Raw genomic sequence first — 21,733 nt, forward strand, 5'->3', positions numbered from 1 at the left:
CTTCGGTTGTCGTGGTTCAGCTGTCGCGCAGCGCGGTGCCGCGGGTTTCCTTCATCCGCACCGCTGCCGCAAGTGTGATCAACGCTGTCACGAGCAGGAAACCGGCCGGAGCCAGGCTGCTGCCCGTGCGGGCGATCAGCCAGGTGCAGATGTAGGGCGCGGTGCCGCCCACGGCCGTGCTGGCCAGGTTGAACCCGAGCGCGATGCCGCTGTAGCGCACGCGGGTGGTGAACAGCTCCGCGAACGTCGAGAACGCCACCGCCATCAGCGCGGATTCGGGCAGCCCCAGCACGATCTGGGCGAGCAGTGCCGGCACGTAGTGACCTGCGTTCATCACCATGAACACCGGCACGGTGAGGATCAGCGTCGCGATCGTGGCGCCGAGGAACACCGGCCGGCGCCCGACGCGGTCGGACAGCGCGCCGAAGAACGGCATGGCCGCGCACGAGACGATCAGCGTGACCGTGGTCGACCAGAACGCCTGCTTCGGGCTGAACCCGCCCACGCGCTGCAGGTGGATCGACGCGTACACGTAGACCACGTAGTACAGCGCGAACAGCAGGATCGACAGGCCGAGCGTGCGCACCAGCGCCCCGCGGTGCGACGTGAACAGCTCCCGCACCGGCGCCTTCGCGACCTCACCCTGGGCGGCCAGGTTGTGGAACTGCTTCGAGTCTTCGAGCTTGAGCCGGATCCACACGCCGACGGCGCCCAGCGGCAGGCTGAGCAGGAACGGCAGGCGCCAGCCCCAGTCGGTCATCTGCTGCTTGGTGAGCACGGTCGTCAGCGTCGTGACCACGGCCGACGCGAGCAGCGCCCCACCGAGCGCGCCGAACTGGACGGTGGAGCAGAGGAAGCCGCGGCGGTGCGCCGGGGCGTATTCGGCGACGTACGACGCGGCACCGCCGACTTCGCCGCCGGCCGCGACACCCTGCACACACCGGGCCGTGACCAGCAGGAACGCGGCCGCGCTGCCGATCGCCGCGTACGTGGGGAGCACGCCGACGGCGAACGTCGCGGCGCACATGGCGAGCACCGTGGTGGCCAGCATGCGCTTGCGGCCCAGCCGGTCGCCGAGGTGACCGAAGATCAGGCCGCCCAGCGGACGCAGCGCGAACGCGGCGGCGAAGGTGGCCAGCGTGGCCAGCAGGGACGCGGTGGGGTCGACACCGGAGGCGAAGAAGACGACGGCGAGCACGGTCGCGAGATAGCCGTAGATGCCGAAGTCGAAGTACTCGACGATCGAGCCGACCAGACCGGCGGCCACGACCCGGCGGTCGACGCCCGCCGGGCCGGCGGTGACGGTGTCACCGACCGCTGACGTGCGGTTTTTCATGATTTCCGCCTTCCAGGCAGAACCGGGGGGACTCGGATGCGAGAACGATAGGTAGCTCCCTGTCTGCTGTCAACAGTTTGCAGCCGACAGGCGTTGCCTCGACCGGTGCCGGGCGACCGCCGAGGAGTTCCGGTGTCGCGAAAGACATCGAATCCGTTGTCCTGGCGGGAAAACTGCCGCCCACGATCGGTCGACGGCGGCTCACCCCGGCGGCGGTGCCCCGGCCGGGAGCCCCGGCGTTGACTGAGGCGCATGCGGCGTTCGACGGCGTTCTTCGGCCTGCTCGTCCTCTTCCTGACCCAGCTCGTCTCCCCGGCACAGGCGGCCGCCTGGTCCCCAGGCCCGGCCCAGTACGCCGTGACCGAGACGAACGACGTGCCCGTCACGATGGCCGACGGCACCGTGATCAAGGCCGACGTTCTGCGGCCCGACGCGCCCGGCACCTATCCCGTGCTGCTTGCCCAGACGCCGTACGGCCGCGCCGACCTGCACGAAGACCTCTCCTACTTCGTCCAGCGCGGCTACGTCGCGGTGATCACCGACGTCCGCGGCACCGGCGGCTCGGGCGGGCAGTGGGTGCCGTTCGCGCCGATCGAACGACAGGACGGCGCCGCCCTGGTCCGGTGGGCGGCGGCGCTGCCCGGCAGCGACGGGAACGTCGGCCTCAACGGCGGCTCCTACGTCGGCATCAACCAGCTGACCACCGCGGCCGCCGTCGGCCCGAACTCTCCGCTGAAGGCGATCTTCCCCGTCGTCGCGGGCAACGACCTCTACCGCGACCTCGCCGCGATGGGCGGGCTGCCCAACGCCGAGTTCATGCCGCTGTGGGAGCTGCTCACCGGGCTGCGCACGGTCACCCAGCCCGTGCTCGACGCGCTGAACAGCGGCTCACCCGCCGCGCTGCTGGCGGCGCTGACCACCGAGCTGCAACACCTCGGCGGGCTCGGCGCGGGCACGTTTCCCCTGCTCACGGGCGAGTTCACCGGCGGCGAGCAGGCCTTCGACGAGGACTACTGGCAGTCGCGCAACCCCGCCAACGTGCTGGGCGACGTCGTCGCGAACGGCATCCCCGCGTATCTCGTCGGCGGCTGGAACGACCTCTTCCAGCGCGGCGCCCTCATGAACTACGCGGCGCTGCAGAACGCGTGGGCCGGCCGGCCCGTGACCGCGCCGATGGCCGCCGGGCAGACGGCGACCAGTCGCTACCAGCTTTTGATGGGCCCCTGGTACCACGACCCGACCGGCGAAATCGACCTGCACCCGATCGAGCTGGCCTGGTACGACCACTGGCTCAAGGGTGTCGACACCGGGATCACCGACACCACGAAACCCTTGCACGCCAACGTGTTCGGCACCGACACCTGGGTGGACACCACGACGTACCCCTTCACCGGCGCCCAAGCCACCACCTACTACCTCGGTGGCGGACGCACCGGCACCGCACCGCGCTCGGCCAATGACGGCACGCTGACGACCAGCCCGGGCTCGGGCGGCGGCACGGACTGGATCACCTGGACGCCGACGTCGAGCACCTGCACGCGGTCCACCGCCCAGTGGCTGGGCGGATTCCTGCCCAACCCCGCGTGCGACACCACGAACCTCGACCGCGAACACGGCCCCGGCTCGCTCGTCTACACGTCCGCGCCGCTGACACAGCCGAGCGTGCTCGCCGGGCCGATCACCGCATCGATCTCCGCGCAGGCCAACACGCTCGACACGACGTGGGTGGTGACCGTGACCGACGTCGGCCCGGACGGTTCGTCCAAGCCGCTCACCGAAGGCGCGCTGATCGGTTCGCAGCGGGAGACCGACTCGGCCCGCAGCTGGTACAGCTCCGACGGAAAACTCCTGATGCCCTACCACCCCTACACCCGGCAGTCGGAGAAATGGGTGGTACCCAACGAAATCACGCGTTACGACGTCGAGGTGTTCCCCACGTTCGCGCAGCTCGCGGCCGGACACCGGATCCGCGTGGTGCTGACGACGGCCGACACCCCGCACCTCACGCCGACGCTCACCCAGCTGCCCCGCCTGCTCGGCGGCATCTACCAGGTGAAGACGCCCGCGTCTTCGATCACGCTGCCGCTGGCGCCGCTCTCGGCGTTCACCGGGTGACGCGCCAGCTCTCCACGATCTCGTCGACGTCCAGCGGCATCGCGCGCAGCGGCGGGCCTTCCTGCGGCCGGCGGTGGGTTTCCCGGATGCGCTCGTTGAGGTCTTCCACGATCTCGCGCACGCGCTTCTCGGTGCGCACCTTCGCCAGTTTCGCCGGCAGGTCCTGGATCTCGCGCGGGATCGCGAGTGACGGCGGCAGGAACGAGCCCGGGTCCAGGTCGCCTTCGCGGGCGCGGCGCAGGGCCCAGTCCGTGGCGGCGTCGCGGCCCGTCGGGGGCGGCAAGGGCTTGCCGGCGCCGGGCAGGTCGTCGAACTCGCCGCGCGACTGGGCGGCAGAGATCAGGCGGTCGACCCAAGATCCGAAGGACACGCAGGGGGGTTTGCGCTCGGTCACTCGAACACCTCCGATCCCCACCCAGCGTAGCCGGGCCCGGAGCGTCGCGGATGGGTCGAAGGTCCCGAACCGGCAGGTAGGATCCCCGGCAACCGATCAGCGCCGGGGCAGGGGAGGGGGCTGCGACGATGACCGTCGAGCAGAACAGCGACAACCGCGCCGCGGAGGCTGAGCAGATCGACCGGACGCTGGCGTTGCTGTGGCGCGAACGGTCCACGCCCGCCGCCGAACCCGCGCGCGGGCGCCGGCCGACGCTCACCGTCGGGCAGATCGTGGCCGCGGCCATCACGGTCGCCGACGCCGACGGGCTCGTGGCCACGTCGATGCACCGCGTCGCCAAGGAGCTCGGCGCCGGGACCATGACGCTCTACACCTACGTGCCCGGCAAGACCGAGCTCGTCGACCTGATGGTGGACGACGTGCTCGTCGAGCGCGGCCTGCCCGGCCCCGGCCAGCCCCGGACGGGTGACTGGCGCGCGCAGATCCGGCTCTACTCCGAGCGCACGCGCGAAGCCCACCGCCGCCACCCGTGGCTTCGCGAGATGTCGCGCGTACGCCCGGCGCTCGGCCCGGGCCAGCTCGCCGGCCAGGAGTACGTGCTGTCCACCGTGGACGGTCTGGGACTCGCGCCGCGCGAAACCGTGGCCGCCGCCAACAGCATCACGGCCTACGTGGACGCCAACGCGGCGCTCGAGGCCGAGAGCATCCACCTCGAACGCAGCACCGGCCAGTCGAACGACGCGTGGTGGGACCAGCGATCTTCCTTCTGGGGCAAGTACTTCGACCTCACCGCGCACCCGGCGATGAACCGCGCGTGGCTCGGTGGCGGCTTCGACCAGGGCGCGGGCGAGCAGGCGGCCGAGGCCTGGGAGTTCGGCCTCGACCGGCTGCTCGACGGCATCGAGCTGCAGGTCAAGCGGTGCCGCGCGCCAGAGCCCGGGCGATGACGTTGCGCTGCACCTCGCTCGTGCCCTCGCCGATTTCGAGGATCTTCGCGTCGGCGTAGAACCGTGAGATGGTGGACTCGCGGATGAAGCCGTAGCCGCCGTGGATCTGCACGCTCTGGCTGGCCGCGCGGTTCGCGACCTCCGACGCGTACAGCTTCGCCATCGCCGCCGCGGTGCTGAACGGGCGGCCCTGGTCGCCGAGCCACGCCGCGTTGTACACGAGCCAGCGCGCCGCCGCGATCTCCGTGGCCATGTCCGCGAGCTTGTGCCCCACGGCCTGGAACCGGGTGAGCGGCTGGCCGAACTGCTCGCGTTCGCCGGCGTGGCGCACCGCGAGGTCGAGGGCCTTCTGCGCCAGCGACAACGACAGCGCGGCCACGCTGATGCGCCCGCCGTCGAGGACTTCGAGGAACTGGCGCAGGCCGTTGCCCTCCTCGCCGATCAGGTGGTCGTCGGGCACCCAGCAGCCGGAGAACACCAGCTCGCGCGTGTCGAGCGCGTGCCAGCCGAGCTTCTTCAGCGGCTGGCCCTTGGTGTAGCCAGGGGTGCCTTCGGGAACGAAGAAGGTGCCGTAGCGTTTCGCGCCGCCGTCGTTCTCGCCGGTCAGGGCCAGCACGGTGACGCCGAGGCTCATCTCGGTGCCGGCGTTGCTGATGAACATCTTCGTGCCGTCGAGCAACCAGCCGCCGTCGGCGCGCCGGGCGCGGGTGCGGATGCCGGCCGCGTCCGAGCCCGCCGTGGGTTCGGTGAGGCCGAAGGCGCCGATCGCTTCGCCCGAGGCGAGGGGCCGCAGCCAGCGTTCCTTCTGTTCGTGGGTGCCGAACGTGGCGAGCGGCAGGCTGGCGATCGTCGAATGTGCGTTCCACGCCGACGCGATCGACTGGTCGGCCGCGCCCAGCTCCTCCATCGCGGCCACATAGGACACGAAGCCGGCGTTGGCGCCGCCGTACTTCTCGTCCACGAGCATGCCCATGAGCCCGAGCTTGCCCAGGTCGTGGAACACCTCCGTGGGGAAGTGGCTGCGCTCGGACCAATCGGCGGCGTGGGGCGCGATCTCCTTCGCGGCGAAGTCCCGGCAGAGCTGCTTCAGCGCGACAGTTTCCTCGGGCAGGTCGAAGTCCATCAGTGCTCCTCGGGCTTCAGCAGGATCTTGAGGTGGCTGCCGCGGTCGGCTTCGAGCTCGGCGAACGCGTCGCGCCCGGCCGAGAGCGGCCGCACCCCGGTGAGCATCGGCGTGGCGTCGAGCCGGCCCGTGGCCATGAGGTCGAGCACGCGCGGGATGTCGAAGTTGTAGCCCAGCGAGCCCAGCACCGTGCGCTCGAACGGGACGATCTGCGTGATCGGCAGCGCCGCGCTGGCGCCGCTGATCCCGCACAGCACCGCGCGCCCGCCCCGGCGCACGGTGCTCACGGCCAGCTCCACGAGCTCCGGACGGCCGGTCGCCTCCACCACCACGTCGGGCCCGACGCGGCCGGTGCGCAGGAAGACTTCGCGTCGCACATCGGTCTTCGCCGGGTCGTACACCTCGGTCGCGCCGATCTCGGCGGCCTTGCGCGCGCGGTCGGGCACGGGCTCGCTCACGTAGAGGCCCGCCGCGCCGGCGAGCTTCGCGGCCAGCAGCGCGGCGATCCCGATCGGACCGGCACCGAGCAGGAGGACGTTGTCACCCGGTTGGACGTTCGCGCGCCGGACGGCGTGCAGGCCCACAGCGAGCGGCTCGGCCAGGGCCGCGAGCTCGTCGGAGACGCCGTCGGGGATCGGCACGAGGCCCTCGACGGGCACGGTGACCTTCGACGCGAACCCGCCGTCGGCGGCGAGGCCGATCGAGCCGCCCTTGGCGCAGATGTGGTATTCGCCGTGGGTGCACCAGCGGCACACGCCGCAGCGCAGGCACGGGTCGACGGCCACGCGCGCGCCGACCGTCACCCCGGGCACGGCCGAGCCGAGCGCCACGACCGTGCCGCTCATCTCGTGGCCGAGGGTGAACGGCGGTTCGAGGCCGGTCAACGGGTGCGGCCCGGTGCGGATGAGGTTGGGGCCGTGCGCGAACTCGTGCAGGTCGGTGCCGCAGATCCCGCAGTACGACACGGCGATCACCGCTTGACCCGGCGCCGGCGCCGTCGGTTCCGGCACGTCGTCGAGGCGCAGCTCGCCCTTGGCGTGCCAGCGCAGCGCGTGCACGCGACCACCTCCGAACTGGAGTTGTTTTTTCGAACAGTCGGTACAAGAATCGTGGTTCCCGGCGCGATGTCAAGGGCCGGGGCGAAAACCGGTGAACGGCAAGGGCAGGAGCGTGATGACTTCCACCCGGGTGAGCGACCTGGCAACGGCATTCGACGGCGACCCGAGCGCATTGGCCGAGATGTACCGGCGGATGCGGCTGATCCGGCAGTTCGAGGACCGCGCGTCGAGGCTGTACCGGAACAACGAGATCCCCGGCTTCCTGCACCTGTCCATCGGGCAGGAAGCCTCGGCGGTCGGCGCGTGCCGGCCGCTGGACGACCGCGACGTGATCACGTCCACCCATCGCGGGCACGGCCACTGCATCGCGAAAGGACTCGACGTCGAGGGCATGTTCGCGGAGCTGATGGGCAAGGAGACCGGCACCTGCCGGGGTCGCGGCGGGTCGATGCACATCGCGGATCCGCGCAAGGGGATCTTCGGGGCCAACGGGATCGTCGCGGCGGGACTGCCGATCGCTGTCGGCGCGGGCACCGCGGCCCAATTGCGGGCTGAAGGCGGTGTGGTGCTGGCGTTCTTCGGCGACGGCGCCGTGGCCCAGGGCATGTTCCACGAAGCGGCGAACCTCGCCTCGGTGTGGCGGCTTCCGGTCATCTTCTTCTGCGAGAACAACAAGTACGCCGAGTTCTCGCCGATCGCGACGCAGACGCGCGCGTCGCTCGCCGACCGCGCGCCGGGGTATGCGATGGACTACCACCACGTGGACGGCAACGACGTCGCCGCCGTCGCGTCGCTCGTCGACGGCTTGGTGCGCGAGCTGCGCGCGGGCGGCGGGCCCGTGCTGGTCGAGGCCGACACGTACCGCTGGCACGGCCACTACGAAGGCGACCCGGAGAAGTACCGGGAGCCGGAGGAGCTGGCGGAGTGGAAGGAACGCGACCCGCTGGTGCGGCTGGCGGCGCGGCTGCGCGAGCTGGGCACGGACGTCGCCCCGATCGATTCCGAGGTGGACGCCCGGATCGAGGCGGCGGTCGAGGCCGCGCGTGCCGCAGACGAGCCGTCGCCGGACACGCTGCACCACTTCGTCGGCGTGCCGCGTGAGCCCGTGCCCGAGCCGGCCGAGGCGACGGGTGAGATCTTCCGGACCATGGACGCGATCCGCGGCGCGCTGGAGTACGAGCTGGCGCACGACGAATCCGTGTTCCTGGCCGGCATCGACGTCGGCGCCGGCGGCAACGTCTTCGGCCTGACCAGGGGACTCGCCGACAAGTACCCCGGCCGCGTGCGCGACACCCCGATCTCGGAAAGCGCGATCATCGGCGCCGGCGTGGGCGCCGCGATGGCCGGGCTGCGGCCCGTGGTGGAGCTGATGTACTTCGACTTCGTCGGCGTGTGCCTCGACCAGCTCATGAACCAGGCCGCGAAGCTCCGCTTCATGACCGGCGGCGCCGTCAGCCTGCCCATGGTCGTGCGCACGCAGTTCGGCGCGGGGAAGTCTTCGGGGAGCCAGCACTCGCAGAGCCTCGAAGCGCTGCTCGCCCACATTCCCGGCCTGACCGTGGTGATGCCGTCGACGCCCGCCGACACCTACGGCCTCCTGCGGGCCGCCATTCGCGATCCGAATCCGGTGGTGTTCGTGGAAAACCGCCTGATGTACGGGCGCAAGGGGCCGCAGCCGCCGCCCACGCACCTGGTGCCGCTGGGCCGCGCCGCCATCCGCCGGCCGGGCACGGACGTGACGCTGGTGTCGTACTCGAAGCTGGTGCACGACTGCGTCGACGTCGCCGAGGAGCTGGCAGCCGAGGGCATCAGCGTCGAGGTGATCGACCTGCGGACCATCGCGCCGCTGGACACCGCGACGGTCCTGCAGTCGCTGGCCAAGACCGGCCGGCTGGTCGTGGCGCACCAGGCGGTGGGCGACTTCGGCGTGGGCGCCGAGCTGGCCGCCGTGGCCGCCCGCGAGGGCTTCTGGACGCTCGACGCGCCGGTGATCCGCGTGGGTGCGCAGGGGACGCCGGCGCCGTATGCGCCTTCGCTGGAACGGGTGTGGCTGCCGTCGAAGGAACGGATCGCCGCCGCCGTACGGGAATCCGCCCGCGCGTGACTACGCTGCCCGCATGGAGTCCGGCCAGGTCTCGGTGTGGGTCCCGATCGTCGTCGCGGTGCTCGGCATTCTGGGGGTGGTGAGTGGCCAGCTGATCAACGTCTGGCGCGAGGAACGCCGGTGGGCGCGCGAAGCCGTGCGGGAGGACCAGCGCTGGGCGCGGGAACGCCGGCGCGACATCGACGCCCACTGGCGTGAGAAGCGCTTCGACGTGCACATCGCGGTGCTCGCGGCCTTCCGCGACTGGGAGCGCGCGCTGGAGAAACCCGTCGCGGCGCGCGAGGCCGGCCACGAGCCCGGCGGCCTCGACGAGCTGCGCGCCCTCGACGACCGGGTGCAGGAGGTGTTGTCCAGCCTGATGATCTTCGGACCCCGGGTGCTCGCGGTCGCGGCCGACGAGGTCTACCTCGAGTTCCGCCAGAGTCACGACTACGCGCTCGGCCTGCGGGATCTCGGGGCGCCGGTGAAGAAGCAGCGCTACCTCGGCGTGCTGCTGCTCGGCCTGCGCCAGCAGGTCCGCGAGGCCCTGCAGATCACGGCGGGGCCGGACGAGGAAACCCCGGCCCGCGCTTGACTGCGGTACGCGAGCAGGTCAGGCGGGAACCCGAGCGCGGAAGGCCGCCACCCGCTGCTCGAGATCCGCCACGTCGTACCCCGGGCTGCAGAACCCCGAGATCAACGTCGCGCAGTACTCGCGCGACAGGAACGCCGCGTCCCACGGACCGTCGGGACGGGCCCACTGATACGTGTGGTTGTGCAGGTTCAGGAACTGCAGCATCGCCAGCCGCGGGTCCAGCCGCCGGAACGCGCCGGAGTCCATGGCCGCCGTCAGCAGGTCCAGCACGATGCGCTCGAACTCACGGCGCTGGCGCAGCAGGCGGGCGCGGTTGGCGCCGCGCAGGTGGCGGTAGTCGTGTTCGTACACCCAGATGTGGTCGAGGCGCGCGAGGATGATGTCGAGCAGCGTCTCGGACAGCAGGCGCAGCCGCAGGACCGGGTCCTCGTCGAGGGTGGCGATGCGGCGGGCGGCGGTGAGCAGCGGGCGCAGCACGCGGTCCTGGATCTCGACCAGGAGGTTCTCCTTGGACCCGATGTAGTAGTACAGCGCGCCCTTCGCGAGGCCGGCGACCTGACCGATCTCGGCGATGCCGGTGGCGGCGTACCCCTGTTTGGCGAACAGCGCGGCGGCCTGGTCGATGATCTCCTGGCGCTTGACCTCGTAGCCGGGGCCGTGTCCCGGTGGTCTCGGCATGCTTCCCCTCCGCTGCTGGCAGACACACCACTCTAGGCGTCACGGTCGAACGCGGCCTTGCCCGGTCCGTCGCGCAGGAACGACGCCATGCCGGTGTGGCGGTCGCGCGTGGCGAACAGGCCGGCGATGAGCGAGCGTTCCAGGGCCAGGCCCGCGGCGATCGGGGAATCCAGCCCGTGGTCCACGGCCTCCTTCACCGCCTGGATCGCGAACCGGGGCCCGGCCGCGAGAACCTGCGCGTACTCCAGAGCCGCGGCGAGCGGATCCGGCGCGATCCGATCCACGAGCCCGAGGGAGAGTGCTTCCGGAGCCGCCATGCGCCGTCCGGTCATCAGCAGCTCCTTCGCCCGGGACGGACCGATGAGGCGCGCCAGCCGTTGTGTGCCGCCGGAACCCGGGATGATGCCGAGCAGCACCTCGGGCTGGCCGAGCACCGCGGTTTCCGAAGCCACGCGGTAGTCGGCCGTCAGCGCGAGCTCCATGCCGCCGCCGAGTGCGTAGCCGTTGACGGCCGCGACGACCGGCATCGGGAGTTCGGCGAACCGCGTGAACGCCTTCTGCAGCGCGCGGTTCCAGCCGAGCACCTCTTCGAACGAGAACCCCGCCAGCTGCTTGATGTCCGCTCCGGCAGCGAACACCTTCTCGCCGCCGTAGAGCACCACCGCGTGCACCTCGTCGGAGTCCGCCAGGCGCGCCGCGGTGTCGGCCAGCGCGTGGCGCATCTCGGTGTCGAAGGCGTTGAGGGGCGGGTGGTCCAGGCGGACCGTCGCGACCCTGCCGGTGATTTCGACGTGTAGCCGTTCCGTCATCACTGAAGCTCCTCACCTCACCCGGTCCGGGCTTGTCAGGCCGCGATCAGGGTCCTACAGTGCTTCCCATCACGGTTTCTTAGACCGATTGGTACACGAAACTCGGCAGCGGCACAACACACCGGAGTGATGGCCCATGGACGCAGTCGAATCATCCGTCCCCGAAGGACTTTCGGTAACTCGCGAAGAGGTCACCGACGCCGATCTGCAGGCGCTCGGCGTGAACCTCGAGCGCGATTTCCCCGGTTCCACCGCAGCGGACTTCCGCCGCTACCCGGTGCTCTCGGAAGGCGGTTGGTTCACCGTCGTCAAGCACCAGAAAACGCTCGAATCGGTGAGCCGTGAAACCGGCCCGCTGCTCGGCCCCATCGTCCTCACCTCCGACGGCCTCGACGTCAACTGACCACGAATCACCGAAAGGCGGGTAGTTCCATGATCGGAGTAGACGTCGGCGGCACGTTCACGGACGTGGTGGCGATCGCCGATGGCGAGATCAAGACCGTCAAGGTCGCCACGGACGTGCGCACCACCGAACGCGGTGTGCTGCGCGGTGCCGAAGAGGTCGGCGTGAGCGCGTCCGAGGTCTTCAACCACGCCAGCACCCACGGCCTCAACGCGATCATCACGCGGCGGCTGCCGAAGATCGCTTTCCTGACCACGCTGGGACACCGGGACATCCTCGACATCGGCCGCACCTGGCGCCCGGTCGAAGGCCTGACGAACCCCGCGTGGCGCCGCTCCTACGGCGACGCGAACCGGCCGCTCGTGCCCCGGTACCTCCGGCGGGGCATCCGCGAGCGGCTCACCGCCGACGGCGGCATCCTGATCCAGCTCGACGAGGACAACGCCCGCGAAGAGCTGGCCGTGCTGCGCAAGTGCGGCGTCGAAGGCGTGGCGATCTGCCTCATCAACGCATACGTGAACAACCATCACGAAGAGCGCCTGCGCCAGCTCGTGCACGAGGAGCTCGGTGACATCCCGGTGTCGATCTCCAGCGAGGTCTCCCCGCTCGCCAAGGAGTTCGCGCGCGCGTCGACCACGGTCATCGACGTCTTCATGCGCCTGACCTACGACGCCTACACCAAGCGCCTCGACGCCGGCCTGCGCGACCTCGGCTTCACCGGCGACCTCAACTTCGCCGACTGCGCCGCGCAGCTCGTGCGTTCCGACGTCGCGATGGAGCACCCGTTCCGGATCGTGTTCGCCGGTCCCGCGGCGGGAACCGTGTCCAGCGCCCACTTCGGCGGTCTCATCGGCGCCGGGAACCTGCTGTGCGCGGACGTCGGCGGCACCTCGTGCGACATCAGCATGGTCAGCGACGGCAAGCCGTTCGTGAACACGACGTTCGAACTCGAACACGACCTGATCGTGAACGCACTGTCCAACGAGGTCTCCAGCATCGGTGCCGGCGGCGGCAGCCTCGTCACGATCAACCCGGCCGGTGAGCTGAAGGTCGGCCCCGGCAGCGCGGGCGCCGACCCCGGCCCGGCGTGTTACGGCCTCGGCGGGCAGCAGCCGACGACCACCGACACCTGCCTGCTGATGGGCATCATCGACCCCGACGGGTTCGCCGGCGGCCGCATGAAGCTCGACCCGGACCTGTCCCGGCAGGCGTTCGAGGCGCTCGACTCGAAGCTGTCGTTCGAGCAGCGCGTGAGCTACGCGTTCAACATCGGCGTGAACAACATCGCCGAGGGCGTCGTGAACATCGCCATCCAGCACGGTGTCGACCCGCGCGACTACAGCCTCGTGGCGTACGGCGCGGCCGGCCCGATGCTGCTGCCGGCAGTGCTCGACCTCGTGCACGCGGCCGAGGTCATCGTGCCGCCGCACCCGGGCCTGTTCTCCGCACTGGGCCTCGTCAGCTCCGACCTCGTCTACGCCGACAGCCGCAGTGCGTACACGCTGCTCACGTCGGAGGCGGCCGAGCAGGTCGACAAGGTCTACCACTCCATGGAAGAGCGGCTGCGCGAACGCTTGCAGGAGAAGGACCGCGACAACGTCGAGTTCGTCCGCAGCTTCGACGGCCGGCTCGCCGGCCAGACGTGGGAGACGCCGTTCATCGGCGTGCCCGCCGGCACGATCGACGCGGAGGCCGTCGCCACGATGGTCGCGAACTTCCACGAGGCCTACGCCGAGCGCTCGGGCAACAAGTTCGAGGCGCTGCCCGTGCAGGGCGTGACCTACCGCGTCCAGGCCGTCGCGAAGGCCGACAAGGTCGATTACCCGAAGATCCCGGAGCGCGCCGCGGGCGAGACCCTGCAGCCCACGCGCACGCTGAAGATCCGCTACCTCACCGAAGACGTCCTCGACGCCGGTGAGTACCAGCGCGCCGACCTGCGGGTCGGCGACCAGGTCCCCGGCCCCGCGGTCGTCCGCGAACCGCTGTCCACCACGTTCCTCGTCCCGGGTCAGGTCGCGACCGTCGGGACCTACGGCGAGCTGCGCATCCGGAAGGCGTGAACCATGACCTCTCTGAAGGACCTCGACGACGCCCAGTTCGCCGAGCTGTACGGCTCCGACCGCTTCACCGCGTCGGTCCTGTCGAGCCGCATGCGCTACATCGTGCAGCACATGTGCACCGGCCTGCTCAACAACGCGTTCTCGCTCATCCTGCGCGACTGGTACGACTTCGCGGCGACGATCTCCGGCCCGCCGGAGCAGAACTACCCGATGTCCTCGGTGAGCAACAGCCTCGCGATGTTCCTCGGCACCATGTCCGAGGCGGTGCGCAACACCATCGAGGAGTACGGCCCGGAGAACCTCGAGCCGGGTGACGTGATCATCTGCAACGACCCGTACCGCGCGGGCAACCACGTGAACGACATCTGCTTCATCCGCCCGGTCTTCCACGAGGGCAAGCTGATCTCGCTCGTCACGCTGCGCGCGCACCAGCTCGACATGGGCGGCGTGATCCCGGCGGGCTTCTCCGGCACGAAGCGCAACGTGTACGAGAACGGCCTCGTGATCGCGCCGATGCAGCTGTACCGCAACGACAAGCCGGTGAAGTCGGCCTTCAACCTGATCTTCGACAACGCCCGCTACTGCGCGCTGCTGCTGCCCGACATCAAGACGATCTACCAGAACCTGCTGCTGGGCGAGAAGCTCATCAACGAGAGCGTGGAGCGCTACGGCGTCGACGCGTACCTCGGCGCGATCCGCTACTCCACCGACGTGTCGGCCGAGTCCATGAGCAGCGCGCTCGCCGAGCTGCCGGACGGCGTGTACGAGGCCGAGGAAGGCATCGACTGCGACGGCGTCGACGACAGCGTCGAGTACAAGATCCGGCTGAAGATCACCAAGGCCGCCGACCGGATGGAACTCGACTTCTCGGGCACCTCACCGCAGGCGCGCACGTCGATCAACGCCGGCATCCTCGACACGAAGACCGCCGTCGGCGTCGCGCTGAAGTTCCTCATCGACCCGGCCACGCCGTTCACCTCGGGCGCGTACCGGCCGATCGACATCGTGCTGCCGGCGGGCACGTTCATCAGCGCCACCCCGCCCGACGGCGCGGTGTTCCTGTACTGGGAAAGCACCGGACCGGTGCTGCTCGCGGTGTTCCGCGCACTGGAGAAGGCGCTGGGGCGCAAGGCCGTCGGCGGCGACTACGGCTCGCTGAACATCCACAACGCCAACGGTGTGCTCGCCGACGGCACGCCGTGGGTCACCACCGCGCAGTGCGGCGGCGAGCACGGGCCGTGGGGTGCGACCGAAGCGGGCGACGCGGACAGCTACTCCGTGGTCTACCAGGCCAACAACCTGGACCCGGCCACGGAAGCCATCGAGTCCGAGCTGCCGGCCGTGGTGCTGCGCAAGGAGTACGCGCCAGACAGCGGCGGCGCGGGCGACAACCGCGGTGGCGCGGCGGTGCTCAAGGACACGCTGTACCTGACGGACGCGGAACACTGGTCGAGCCCGCTGCACACCAAGACCGCGAGCGGGGTCGGCGTCTACGGCGGTGAGGCCGGCGCGCTCGGCGCGACCTGGGTGTTCCACCCGGACTACAAGAACGTCACCAAGGACAAGGACCTCATCGGCACCGAGCCCGAGGTCTACGCGGGTGCCACGCCGGTCGCCGGGATGCTCGACCCGAAGACCAAGACCGTGGATCCGAACGGCGAGTACTTCTACTTCGCCAGCACGCCGGTGTGGCACACCAAGCCCAACGCGGTGTTCCGCTACCTCACCAACGGCGGTGGCGGCTGGGGTTCGCCGCTTCAGCGCGACCCCGAGCGCGTGTGCCGCGACGTGCGCGACGAGTACGTGACCATCGAGGGCGCGTACCGCGACTACGGCGTGGTGATCTCCGGTGACCCGCACGGCGACCCGGAGAACCTGAAGATCGACCTGGAAGCCACCGCCAAGCGCCGCGCCGAGCTGGCTGCGAAGTAGGGAGGACCGTTGTCCGAGAACGGGACGGACGTCGACCGGCAGAACAAGCTCAGGGAGACCTTCCTCGCCGAGCGCGGGTACTGGAACACGTTCTGGGAAGGGCTGCTGAGCCTCGACCCGGACTTCTTCGAGGCGTACCTGAACTTCTCGGCCGTGCCGTGGCGCAAGGGGGTGCTGGAGCCGAAGGTCAAGGAGCTGATCTACACCGCGATCGACGCCTCCACCACGCACCTCTACGAGCCCGGGCTGCGTCAGCACATCCGCAACGCGCTGGGCTACGGGGCCACCAAGGAGGAGATCATGGAGGTGCTGGAGCTCACGAGCGTGCTCGGGATCCACACCTGCACCCTCGGGGTCCCCGTGCTGATGGAGGAACTGGCGGCGCACGAGCAGAAGTCCGCGTGAGCCACGGAGTACTCGACCCGCGCGGCCCGGCTTCCCTGGCCGGGGCGCGCGCGGTCGTGACCGGCGCGGCGCGCGGGATCGGCAGCCGGATCGCGGTCGAGCTCGCGCTCGCCGGGGCCCACGTCACGGTGCTCGACGCCCGCGATCCTGCCGCGACCGTCGCCGAGATCACCGAGGCCGGCGGTTCCGCCGCCGGCCTGGTGGTCGACGTCACCGACCGCACCGCCGCCGCCTCGGCCATGGCCGAGGCGGCGGGGCCGGGCCGACGGCTCGACGCGCTGGTGACGTGCGCGGCCATCTACGGCGAGACGATGCGCCTGGACGAGCTGCCGGAGTCCGAAGTGGACGCGGTGCTCGGCGTGAACGTCAAGGGCACGCTGTGGTGCATCGGCGGCGCGCTGCCGTTCCTGCGGGGCCACGACGCGCGGGTCGTCTGCATCGGGTCCGTGGCGGGCAAGGTCGGCGGCGTGCTCGCCGGCCCGCACTACGTGGCCAGCAAGGGCGCCGTCCACGCGGTGGTGAAGTGGCTCGCGAAAACCGAGGCCCGCAACGGGATCGTCGCCAACGCCGTGGCGCCGGGCGTGGTGGACACGGACATGATCGTGGGCAAGGGGTATTCCGACGACTACAACCCGCTCGGCCGGCTCGCCCGGCCCGAGGAGATCGCGCGCGTGGCGGCCTTCCTGGCCTCGCCCGCGGCGAGCTACATGACGGGTGCGGTGGTCGACGTCAACGGGGGTTACGCGATGGGCTGACGCCCCGCGGAAGGAGGTCCACTGTGGACAAGACAGGCTGCGCGGTCGTCACCGGGGCGGGCTCCGGGATCGGCCGCGCCTGCGCGCTGCGCCTGGCCGAGGACGGCCGCGCGCTCGTGCTGCTCGACTCCGACGGCACGGCGGCCGAGCGCACGGCCAAGGAACTCACCGTTCCTGCGGCCGCGTTCGCGGTCGACGTCACCGACGAGGAGGCCGTGGCCGACGCGGTGCGCCAGGCCGGCGACCGGTTCGGCCCGCCGAAGGTGCTGGTGAACGCGGCGGGGATCATCATCCGCAAGAAGCTGCTGGAGTCCACCGTGGGCGAGTGGCGGCGGGTGCTCGACGTGAACCTCACCGGGTACTTCATCCTGCTCAAGCAGGTGATCCCGGCGATGGCCGCGGGGGGCGGCGGCTCGATCGTGCAGATCGCGTCGATCGCCGGGCACACCGGGTACGGCTTTTCGTCCTACACGGCGGCGAAAGGCGGGGTCCTGGCGTTGACGAAACAGCTGGCCGCCGAGCTGGCCGCGGACGGGATCCGCATCAACTCCGTGAGCCCCGGCGTCGTCCACAGCGGACTGAACCGGGACACGCTGGGCAACGAGAACATCCGCGCGGCCACGGTGGCCAATACGCCGCTGGGCCGCATCGGCGAGCCGGACGACATCGCGCGCGTGGTGGCGTTCCTGGCCGGGCCGGGCGCCGACTACGTCACGGGCACCGACCTGGTCGCCGACGGCGGCATGATCAGCACCATCCACTGGGGATCGGCCGGGGGCGAGCTGCACAGCTTCCACGCACAGGAGCGCTGATGTCGAACTTCGCCACGATCCTCGACCACAACACCGGCCGCTACCCGGACAAAGTGGTGCTCAGCCAGGGTTCGCGGTCCTTGACCAACCGCGAGCTGCTCACCCGGGTCGATGCGCTGGCGGCCGGCCTCACGGAGCTGGGCATCGGCCGCGGGGACATCGTCGGGTTGCTGCTCTACAACCACCTCGAGTTCCTGGAGGCGGTGTTCGCGGTGAACCGGATCGGGGCGGCGTTCCTCCCGCTCAACTACCGGCTCTCGCCCGAGGAGTGGCGCTACATCCTGGAGCACTCGGGTGCGGTGGCGCTGCTGACGGAGCCGGAGTTCCAGTCTGCTGTGGACACTCTGCCGTTGCCCGGCCTGAAACAGCGGCTGCTGCTCGGCGGCAGTGCTTCGGGCTGGACGTCGTACGACGATCTCGTGGGCTCGCACCTCGGCCGCACGGTGACGCCGGCGTCGGTCGGCGCCGGCGACCTGCAGCGGCTGATGTACACGTCCGGCACGACCTCGCGCCCCAAGGGCGTGCAGATCACGCACGGGAACCTGGCGTGGAAGAACCTCGGCCACCTCGTCGAGTTCGGCATCACCGCCGACGACGTGACGCTGGTGTGCGGGCCGCTCTACCACGTCGGCGGGTTCGACCTGCCCGGCGTCGGCACGCTGCACGCGGGAGGTTCGCTGATCGTGCTGCGGAAGTTCGACGCGGCCGAGGTCGTGGACACGATCGAACGCGAGCGCCCGACCAACATCTGGCTGGCGCCGTCGATGATGAACGCGATCCTGCAGCTGCCCGACATTCTGGAACGTGACACGTCGTCGATCCGGTTCATCATCGGCGGCGGGGAGAAGATGCCGGTGCCGCTGGTGGAGAAGATCCTCGCCGCGTTCCCGAAAGCGTGGTTCTCCGACGCGTACGGCCTCACCGAGACCGTGTCGGGCGACACCTTCAACGACCCCGAGCACATGCTGGCGAAGGTCGGTTCGGTCGGACGGCCGGTGGTGCACCTGGAGGTCCGGATCGTCGACGAGGCCGGTGCGTCGCTGCCCACCGGCTCGATGGGGGAGATCGCGTTGCGCGGGCCCAAGGTGAGCATCGGGTACTGGCGCGACGAGGCCGCGACGGCCAAGGCGTTCCGCGACGGCTGGTTCCACACGGGCGACGTCGGGCGGCTCGACGAGGACGGCTACCTGTACGTCGAGGACCGCAAGAAGGACATGATCGTGTCCGGCGGCGAGAACATCGCGACGCCCGAGGTGGAGCGGGTGCTGTACGAGCACCCGGACGTCGTCGAGGCGGCGGTGGTCGGGATGGGCCACCCGCGGTGGGGTGAGGTGCCGCAGGCGTTCGTCGTGCTGCGCCCGGGTGCGGTCCGGGACTCGGCCGCCTTGGTGGCGTTCTGCCGCGAGCGGCTGGCGAAGTTCAAGGTGCCGGCGGAGCTGGTGTTCCTCGACGAGCTGCCGCGGACGCCGTCGGGCAAGGTGCTGAAGAGGGATCTGCGCGGATGAACGAGTTCGACCTGACGGGCAAGGTCGCCTGGGTCACGGGCGCGGGCAAGGGGCTGGGCCGGGCCATCGCGGTGGCGTTGGCCGCGGCCGGGGCGACGCTGGCCGTGACGTCGCGGACCGAGGACGACCTGACGTCGCTGGCGGCGGAGGTCGGTGGCGCGCTGGTGCTGCCGGGTTCGGTGTCGGATCCGTCCTTTGCGGACAGTGCGGTCTCGCGGATCGCCTCCGGCCACGGGCGGTTGGACGTCTGCGTGACCGCGGCCGGGATCAGCCCGACGTTCCGGCGCAGCGAGCAGGGCAGCGACGAGGACTGGGCGCACGTGCTCGACGTGAACCTGTCGGGCACCTACTACTGCGCCCGCGCGGCCGGACGGCAGATGCTCACGCAGGGGGCGGGTTCGATCATCACGGTGTCGTCGGTGCACGCGCGCACCGGGTTCGACCGCATCGCCGCGTATGCCGCGAGCAAAGGTGGAGTCGAGGCGTTGTCGCGCGTGCTCGCCGTGGAGTGGGCGCCGAAGGGTGTCCGGGTGAACGTGCTGGCGCCGGGCTACTTCCACACCGATCTGTCGGAGGGGCTCGTCACGAGCAAGTGGGGCGAGCGGATCCTGGCGAACATCCCGCAGAACCGCGTGGCCTCGCCGCCGGAACTCGGTGGTGCGGCGGTGTATCTGGCGTCAGACGCTTCTTCGTACACGACCGGCTCGACACTCACCGTGGACGGTGGCTGGACGGCGTAAGCGCCGGCTCCGGGGCGAGCACGAAGTCTTCGCGGCGGAAGACGCCTTCGCGGAAGAAGGTCCGGCGTGCGGTGGGCTGGCGGCCGGGCGCGGTCACCACGAGGTCCACGAACTGCTCCGGCAGCCCGCCGACGGCGAAGGCACCCTCGTCGTCGGCGGTGGTCCGCACGAGCTGGCGGCCTTTTCCGTCGGTGACGGTGAGGATCGCGCCGCCGACGCGTTCGCCGGTGGTGGCGCGGACGGTGCCGATCAGCATGGGCACGAGCTCACCGAAGCGGTGGCCATGCGTCGGGAGGGCCGTGGGCCGCGGCATCTCGAGCACGGGATCCTCCACGGGTGGCTCGGTTTCCTGCCTGGTCTTTCGCCGCACCCACAGCGCGTGGCCCACGTTCAGGGCGATGCCGAGCGCGAGCCAGGCGCACAGCACCAGGACGTGCCCGGCGACGCCGGCGCCGTGGAAGTAGAAGACGCCGCGCAGTGCGTCGTTGAGATTGCCCATCGGCAGGATCGGGTGCAGGGCGCGGTACAGCGCGGGCTGCATCTGCGGCGGGATGATGCCGCCGCTGGACGCCGAACTCAGGATGACGAACAGCGTGACCGCGACGCCGGGGAAGAACTGCTTGAAGATCGGCACAAGTCCTTGGGAGACCAGGGAAACCACGAGGCTCGACAGGAACGCGAGCGGAATCGCGACCGGGTCGCCCGGGATCACGTCCATGGCGCGGGCGATGAGGAAACCCGCCACCGACAGGAACGCGGCCCAGCCGACGAACGTCGCCATCCGTGCGCGACGGCTGAGCCCGACCGCCCGCAGCAGCATCATGACGACGAAGTAGCTCGGCAGGCCCCACGCGATCAGCAGGTAGAACAGCCCGTTGCCCAGCGGGTCGCCGGCCACGGTGGGGGCGAGGTCGACGACGGCGAGCTTTCCGCCGGTCAGCGGGGTGAAGGTCTGGGTCAGCAGGGACTGGAGGGTGAAGCCGTTGGCTTTGGCGACGTAGAGCACGGGGTGCTGTGGGTCCGGCGCGAAGGCCCCGCTCGTGGCGCGGTCGAGCACGGCTCGGCGGGCCGCCTGCGCGTCCGGGACCGCGACGACGTGGAACCCGCCGGGACTCATCTTGTCGAGCTGGCTTTGGACCCGAGTCGCGGCGGGTGGGCCGGCGACGGCCACCGGCACCTCGTGCGGCTGTGGCCGGTGGAAGGCGGCCAGGTAGACCACGGCAAAACCGAGAAAAAGGACAACAGGGAACCAAAGGTTCTCGGCGAGGGTGCGGGTGATCGAGGGTTTGGCCAGTTCTTCCGCCATGGCCGGTACGTTATCTTGCAGTACTGCAAAAGTGCAGTAGTGTAAGAAAGATGACAGAGGCGGGACTCCGCGAGCGCAAGAAGGAAGCAACACGCCAGGCGATCCGCGCGGCGGCCGTCGCGCTGTACCGCTCGCGCGGGCCGCACGAGGTGACCGTCGACCAGATCTGCACCAAGGCCGGCGTCTCTGCGCGCACGTTCTTCAACTACTTCGACAGCAAGGAAGCCGCGGTCTTCTCCCTGGCGCTCACCCCCGACGGTGTCCGCTCGGGCGTCGCCGCACGCCCCGCCTCGGAACGTCCACTCACGACCCTGCGCGCGGTCTTCACGGAACGCTTCACCGAGGCCTCCGCCGACCCCACCTTCGGCGAGCGGGCTCTGATGCTGCGCGAATACCCGGAGCTGTGGGGCCGGCTGGCGCACGTCAACAAGCTCGTCGAGCAAGCTGCCCTCGAGTCCATCGCCTCGCGCACGGGCCTGCCCGCCGACGACCTCTACGTGCGGCTCACGGTGGAGACCGCGTTCGCGGCGAACCGGGCGGCGTTCAAATGCTGGTACCCGGGGAGCGACCCGGACCTGGTGGCGCTGCTGAACCAGGCGATGGACGCGCTGGACTCGGGCCTCGAACCGCCGCGTTGATCAGCCGGGGCCGGGGTTTCTCCGGCCCGACCCTTTGTT

At 70.4% G+C, this 21,733-nt stretch carries 20 protein-coding genes; 13 read left to right on the forward strand and 7 right to left on the reverse strand.

Going from position 1 to position 21,733, the window contains the following annotated elements; genetic code table 11:
* Window positions 1–16: 16 nt before the first annotated feature.
* The gene (locus tag ACFY1H_RS15575) at window positions 17–1,336 is read right to left on the reverse strand and encodes an MFS transporter (RefSeq protein WP_366588272.1); all 1,320 of its coding nucleotides are present in this window, start codon (window positions 1,334–1,336) and stop codon (window positions 17–19) included.
* Window positions 1,337–1,588: 252 nt separating this feature from the next.
* Here ACFY1H_RS15575 and ACFY1H_RS15580 point away from each other — a divergent pair, with 252 nt between their 5' ends.
* The gene (locus ACFY1H_RS15580) at window positions 1,589–3,451 is read left to right on the forward strand and encodes a CocE/NonD family hydrolase (protein ID WP_386947020.1); all 1,863 of its coding nucleotides are present in this window, start codon (window positions 1,589–1,591) and stop codon (window positions 3,449–3,451) included.
* Here the strand turns inward: ACFY1H_RS15580 and ACFY1H_RS15585 are convergent.
* Entirely contained in the window at window positions 3,441–3,845 is a 405-nt protein-coding gene (locus ACFY1H_RS15585; protein ID WP_386947022.1) for a DUF1992 domain-containing protein, read from the reverse strand. The genes ACFY1H_RS15580 and ACFY1H_RS15585 overlap by 11 nt on opposite strands.
* A 128-nt stretch (window positions 3,846–3,973) precedes the next feature.
* Between ACFY1H_RS15585 and ACFY1H_RS15590 the strand changes: the two genes are divergently transcribed.
* On the forward strand, window positions 3,974–4,792 hold the full coding sequence (locus ACFY1H_RS15590) for a TetR/AcrR family transcriptional regulator (protein ID WP_366588279.1): 819 nt from the start codon (window positions 3,974–3,976) through the stop codon (window positions 4,790–4,792).
* Here the strand turns inward: ACFY1H_RS15590 and ACFY1H_RS15595 are convergent.
* Entirely contained in the window at window positions 4,758–5,915 is a 1,158-nt protein-coding gene (locus ACFY1H_RS15595) for an acyl-CoA dehydrogenase family protein (RefSeq protein WP_366588281.1), read from the reverse strand. The two genes, ACFY1H_RS15590 and ACFY1H_RS15595, sit on opposite strands and share 35 nt — an antisense overlap.
* On the reverse strand, window positions 5,915–6,973 hold the full coding sequence (locus ACFY1H_RS15600) for an alcohol dehydrogenase catalytic domain-containing protein (RefSeq protein ID WP_386947024.1): 1,059 nt from the start codon (window positions 6,971–6,973) through the stop codon (window positions 5,915–5,917). The genes ACFY1H_RS15595 and ACFY1H_RS15600 overlap by 1 nt, the downstream gene beginning before the upstream one ends.
* Before the next feature lie 115 nt (window positions 6,974–7,088).
* On the opposite strand from ACFY1H_RS15600, the gene ACFY1H_RS15605 reads away from it, so the two are divergent.
* Complete coding sequence (locus ACFY1H_RS15605; RefSeq protein ID WP_386947025.1) at window positions 7,089–9,077, forward strand: pyruvate dehydrogenase complex E1 component subunit beta; 1,989 nt, start codon at window positions 7,089–7,091, stop codon at window positions 9,075–9,077.
* 13 nt (window positions 9,078–9,090) lie between these two features.
* On the forward strand, window positions 9,091–9,651 hold the full coding sequence (locus tag ACFY1H_RS15610) for a hypothetical protein (RefSeq protein ID WP_366588291.1): 561 nt from the start codon (window positions 9,091–9,093) through the stop codon (window positions 9,649–9,651).
* A gap of 18 nt (window positions 9,652–9,669) precedes the next feature.
* On the opposite strand, the gene ACFY1H_RS15615 is transcribed toward ACFY1H_RS15610, so the two are convergent.
* Entirely contained in the window at window positions 9,670–10,329 is a 660-nt protein-coding gene (locus ACFY1H_RS15615; RefSeq protein WP_366588293.1) for a TetR/AcrR family transcriptional regulator, read from the reverse strand.
* A 32-nt stretch (window positions 10,330–10,361) separates the two neighbouring features.
* Entirely contained in the window at window positions 10,362–11,138 is a 777-nt protein-coding gene (locus ACFY1H_RS15620; protein WP_386947027.1) for an enoyl-CoA hydratase/isomerase family protein, read from the reverse strand.
* Between the two features lie 136 nt (window positions 11,139–11,274).
* On the opposite strand from ACFY1H_RS15620, the gene ACFY1H_RS15625 reads away from it, so the two are divergent.
* Genes ACFY1H_RS15625 through ACFY1H_RS15660 form a run of 8 tightly spaced genes read left to right on the forward strand, consistent with a single transcriptional unit; the run spans window position 11,275 to window position 19,750 of the window.
* On the forward strand, window positions 11,275–11,541 hold the full coding sequence (locus ACFY1H_RS15625; RefSeq protein ID WP_366588297.1) for a hypothetical protein: 267 nt from the start codon (window positions 11,275–11,277) through the stop codon (window positions 11,539–11,541).
* Window positions 11,542–11,570: 29 nt separating this feature from the next.
* The gene (locus ACFY1H_RS15630; RefSeq protein ID WP_386947029.1) at window positions 11,571–13,601 is read left to right on the forward strand and encodes a hydantoinase/oxoprolinase family protein; all 2,031 of its coding nucleotides are present in this window, start codon (window positions 11,571–11,573) and stop codon (window positions 13,599–13,601) included.
* Window positions 13,602–13,604: 3 nt separating this feature from the next.
* On the forward strand, window positions 13,605–15,533 hold the full coding sequence (locus tag ACFY1H_RS15635) for a hydantoinase B/oxoprolinase family protein (protein ID WP_366588301.1): 1,929 nt from the start codon (window positions 13,605–13,607) through the stop codon (window positions 15,531–15,533).
* Window positions 15,534–15,542: 9 nt separating this feature from the next.
* Entirely contained in the window at window positions 15,543–15,938 is a 396-nt protein-coding gene (locus ACFY1H_RS15640) for a carboxymuconolactone decarboxylase family protein (RefSeq protein WP_220243675.1), read from the forward strand.
* On the forward strand, window positions 15,935–16,693 hold the full coding sequence (locus tag ACFY1H_RS15645; protein ID WP_386947032.1) for an SDR family NAD(P)-dependent oxidoreductase: 759 nt from the start codon (window positions 15,935–15,937) through the stop codon (window positions 16,691–16,693). The genes ACFY1H_RS15640 and ACFY1H_RS15645 overlap by 4 nt, the downstream gene beginning before the upstream one ends.
* Window positions 16,694–16,716: 23 nt before the next feature.
* Window positions 16,717–17,505 (forward strand): SDR family NAD(P)-dependent oxidoreductase, encoded by a 789-nt coding sequence (locus tag ACFY1H_RS15650; protein ID WP_386947034.1) that lies wholly within the window; start codon window positions 16,717–16,719, stop codon window positions 17,503–17,505.
* Window positions 17,505–19,010, forward strand: coding sequence for a long-chain fatty acid--CoA ligase (locus ACFY1H_RS15655; protein ID WP_386947035.1), 1,506 nt, complete (start codon window positions 17,505–17,507; stop codon window positions 19,008–19,010). The genes ACFY1H_RS15650 and ACFY1H_RS15655 overlap by 1 nt, the downstream gene beginning before the upstream one ends.
* The gene (locus ACFY1H_RS15660; protein ID WP_386947037.1) at window positions 19,007–19,750 is read left to right on the forward strand and encodes an SDR family NAD(P)-dependent oxidoreductase; all 744 of its coding nucleotides are present in this window, start codon (window positions 19,007–19,009) and stop codon (window positions 19,748–19,750) included. Before ACFY1H_RS15655 ends, ACFY1H_RS15660 begins: the two co-directional genes overlap by 4 nt.
* Here ACFY1H_RS15660 and ACFY1H_RS15665 read toward each other — a convergent pair.
* Window positions 19,722–21,056 carry a carboxypeptidase regulatory-like domain-containing protein gene (locus ACFY1H_RS15665; protein ID WP_386947039.1) on the reverse strand — a complete coding sequence of 445 codons (1,335 nt, stop codon included), beginning with the start codon at window positions 21,054–21,056 and terminating at the stop codon, window positions 19,722–19,724. The genes ACFY1H_RS15660 and ACFY1H_RS15665 overlap by 29 nt on opposite strands.
* A 50-nt stretch (window positions 21,057–21,106) precedes the next feature.
* Here ACFY1H_RS15665 and ACFY1H_RS15670 point away from each other — a divergent pair, with 50 nt between their 5' ends.
* Window positions 21,107–21,694, forward strand: a complete 588-nt coding sequence (locus tag ACFY1H_RS15670; protein ID WP_386947041.1) for a TetR family transcriptional regulator — start codon at window positions 21,107–21,109, stop codon at window positions 21,692–21,694.
* Window positions 21,695–21,733 lie beyond the last annotated feature (39 nt).

The sequence above is a fragment of the Amycolatopsis sp. NPDC001319 genome (assembly GCF_042896185.1).
GTDB lineage: Bacteria > Actinomycetota > Actinomycetes > Mycobacteriales > Pseudonocardiaceae > Amycolatopsis.

Bases quoted from the DNA above. Each gene is read 5' to 3' on its own strand.
- ACFY1H_RS15575 (WP_366588272.1), bottom strand. From the start codon at position 1,336: ATGAAAAACCGCACGTCAGCGGTCGGTGACACCGTCACCGCCGGCCCG.
- ACFY1H_RS15580 (WP_386947020.1), top strand. From the start codon at position 1,589: ATGCGGCGTTCGACGGCGTTCTTCGGCCTGCTCGTCCTCTTCCTGACC.
- ACFY1H_RS15590 (WP_366588279.1), top strand. From the start codon at position 3,974: ATGACCGTCGAGCAGAACAGCGACAACCGCGCCGCGGAGGCTGAGCAG.
- ACFY1H_RS15595 (WP_366588281.1), bottom strand. From the start codon at position 5,915: ATGGACTTCGACCTGCCCGAGGAAACTGTCGCGCTGAAGCAGCTCTGC.
- ACFY1H_RS15605 (WP_386947025.1), top strand. From the start codon at position 7,089: ATGACTTCCACCCGGGTGAGCGACCTGGCAACGGCATTCGACGGCGAC.
- ACFY1H_RS15610 (WP_366588291.1), top strand. From the start codon at position 9,091: ATGGAGTCCGGCCAGGTCTCGGTGTGGGTCCCGATCGTCGTCGCGGTG.
- ACFY1H_RS15615 (WP_366588293.1), bottom strand. From the start codon at position 10,329: ATGCCGAGACCACCGGGACACGGCCCCGGCTACGAGGTCAAGCGCCAG.
- ACFY1H_RS15620 (WP_386947027.1), bottom strand. From the start codon at position 11,138: ATGACGGAACGGCTACACGTCGAAATCACCGGCAGGGTCGCGACGGTC.
- ACFY1H_RS15625 (WP_366588297.1), top strand. From the start codon at position 11,275: ATGGACGCAGTCGAATCATCCGTCCCCGAAGGACTTTCGGTAACTCGC.
- ACFY1H_RS15630 (WP_386947029.1), top strand. From the start codon at position 11,571: ATGATCGGAGTAGACGTCGGCGGCACGTTCACGGACGTGGTGGCGATC.
- ACFY1H_RS15635 (WP_366588301.1), top strand. From the start codon at position 13,605: ATGACCTCTCTGAAGGACCTCGACGACGCCCAGTTCGCCGAGCTGTAC.
- ACFY1H_RS15655 (WP_386947035.1), top strand. From the start codon at position 17,505: ATGTCGAACTTCGCCACGATCCTCGACCACAACACCGGCCGCTACCCG.
- ACFY1H_RS15660 (WP_386947037.1), top strand. From the start codon at position 19,007: ATGAACGAGTTCGACCTGACGGGCAAGGTCGCCTGGGTCACGGGCGCG.
- ACFY1H_RS15665 (WP_386947039.1), bottom strand. From the start codon at position 21,056: ATGGCGGAAGAACTGGCCAAACCCTCGATCACCCGCACCCTCGCCGAG.
- ACFY1H_RS15670 (WP_386947041.1), top strand. From the start codon at position 21,107: ATGACAGAGGCGGGACTCCGCGAGCGCAAGAAGGAAGCAACACGCCAG.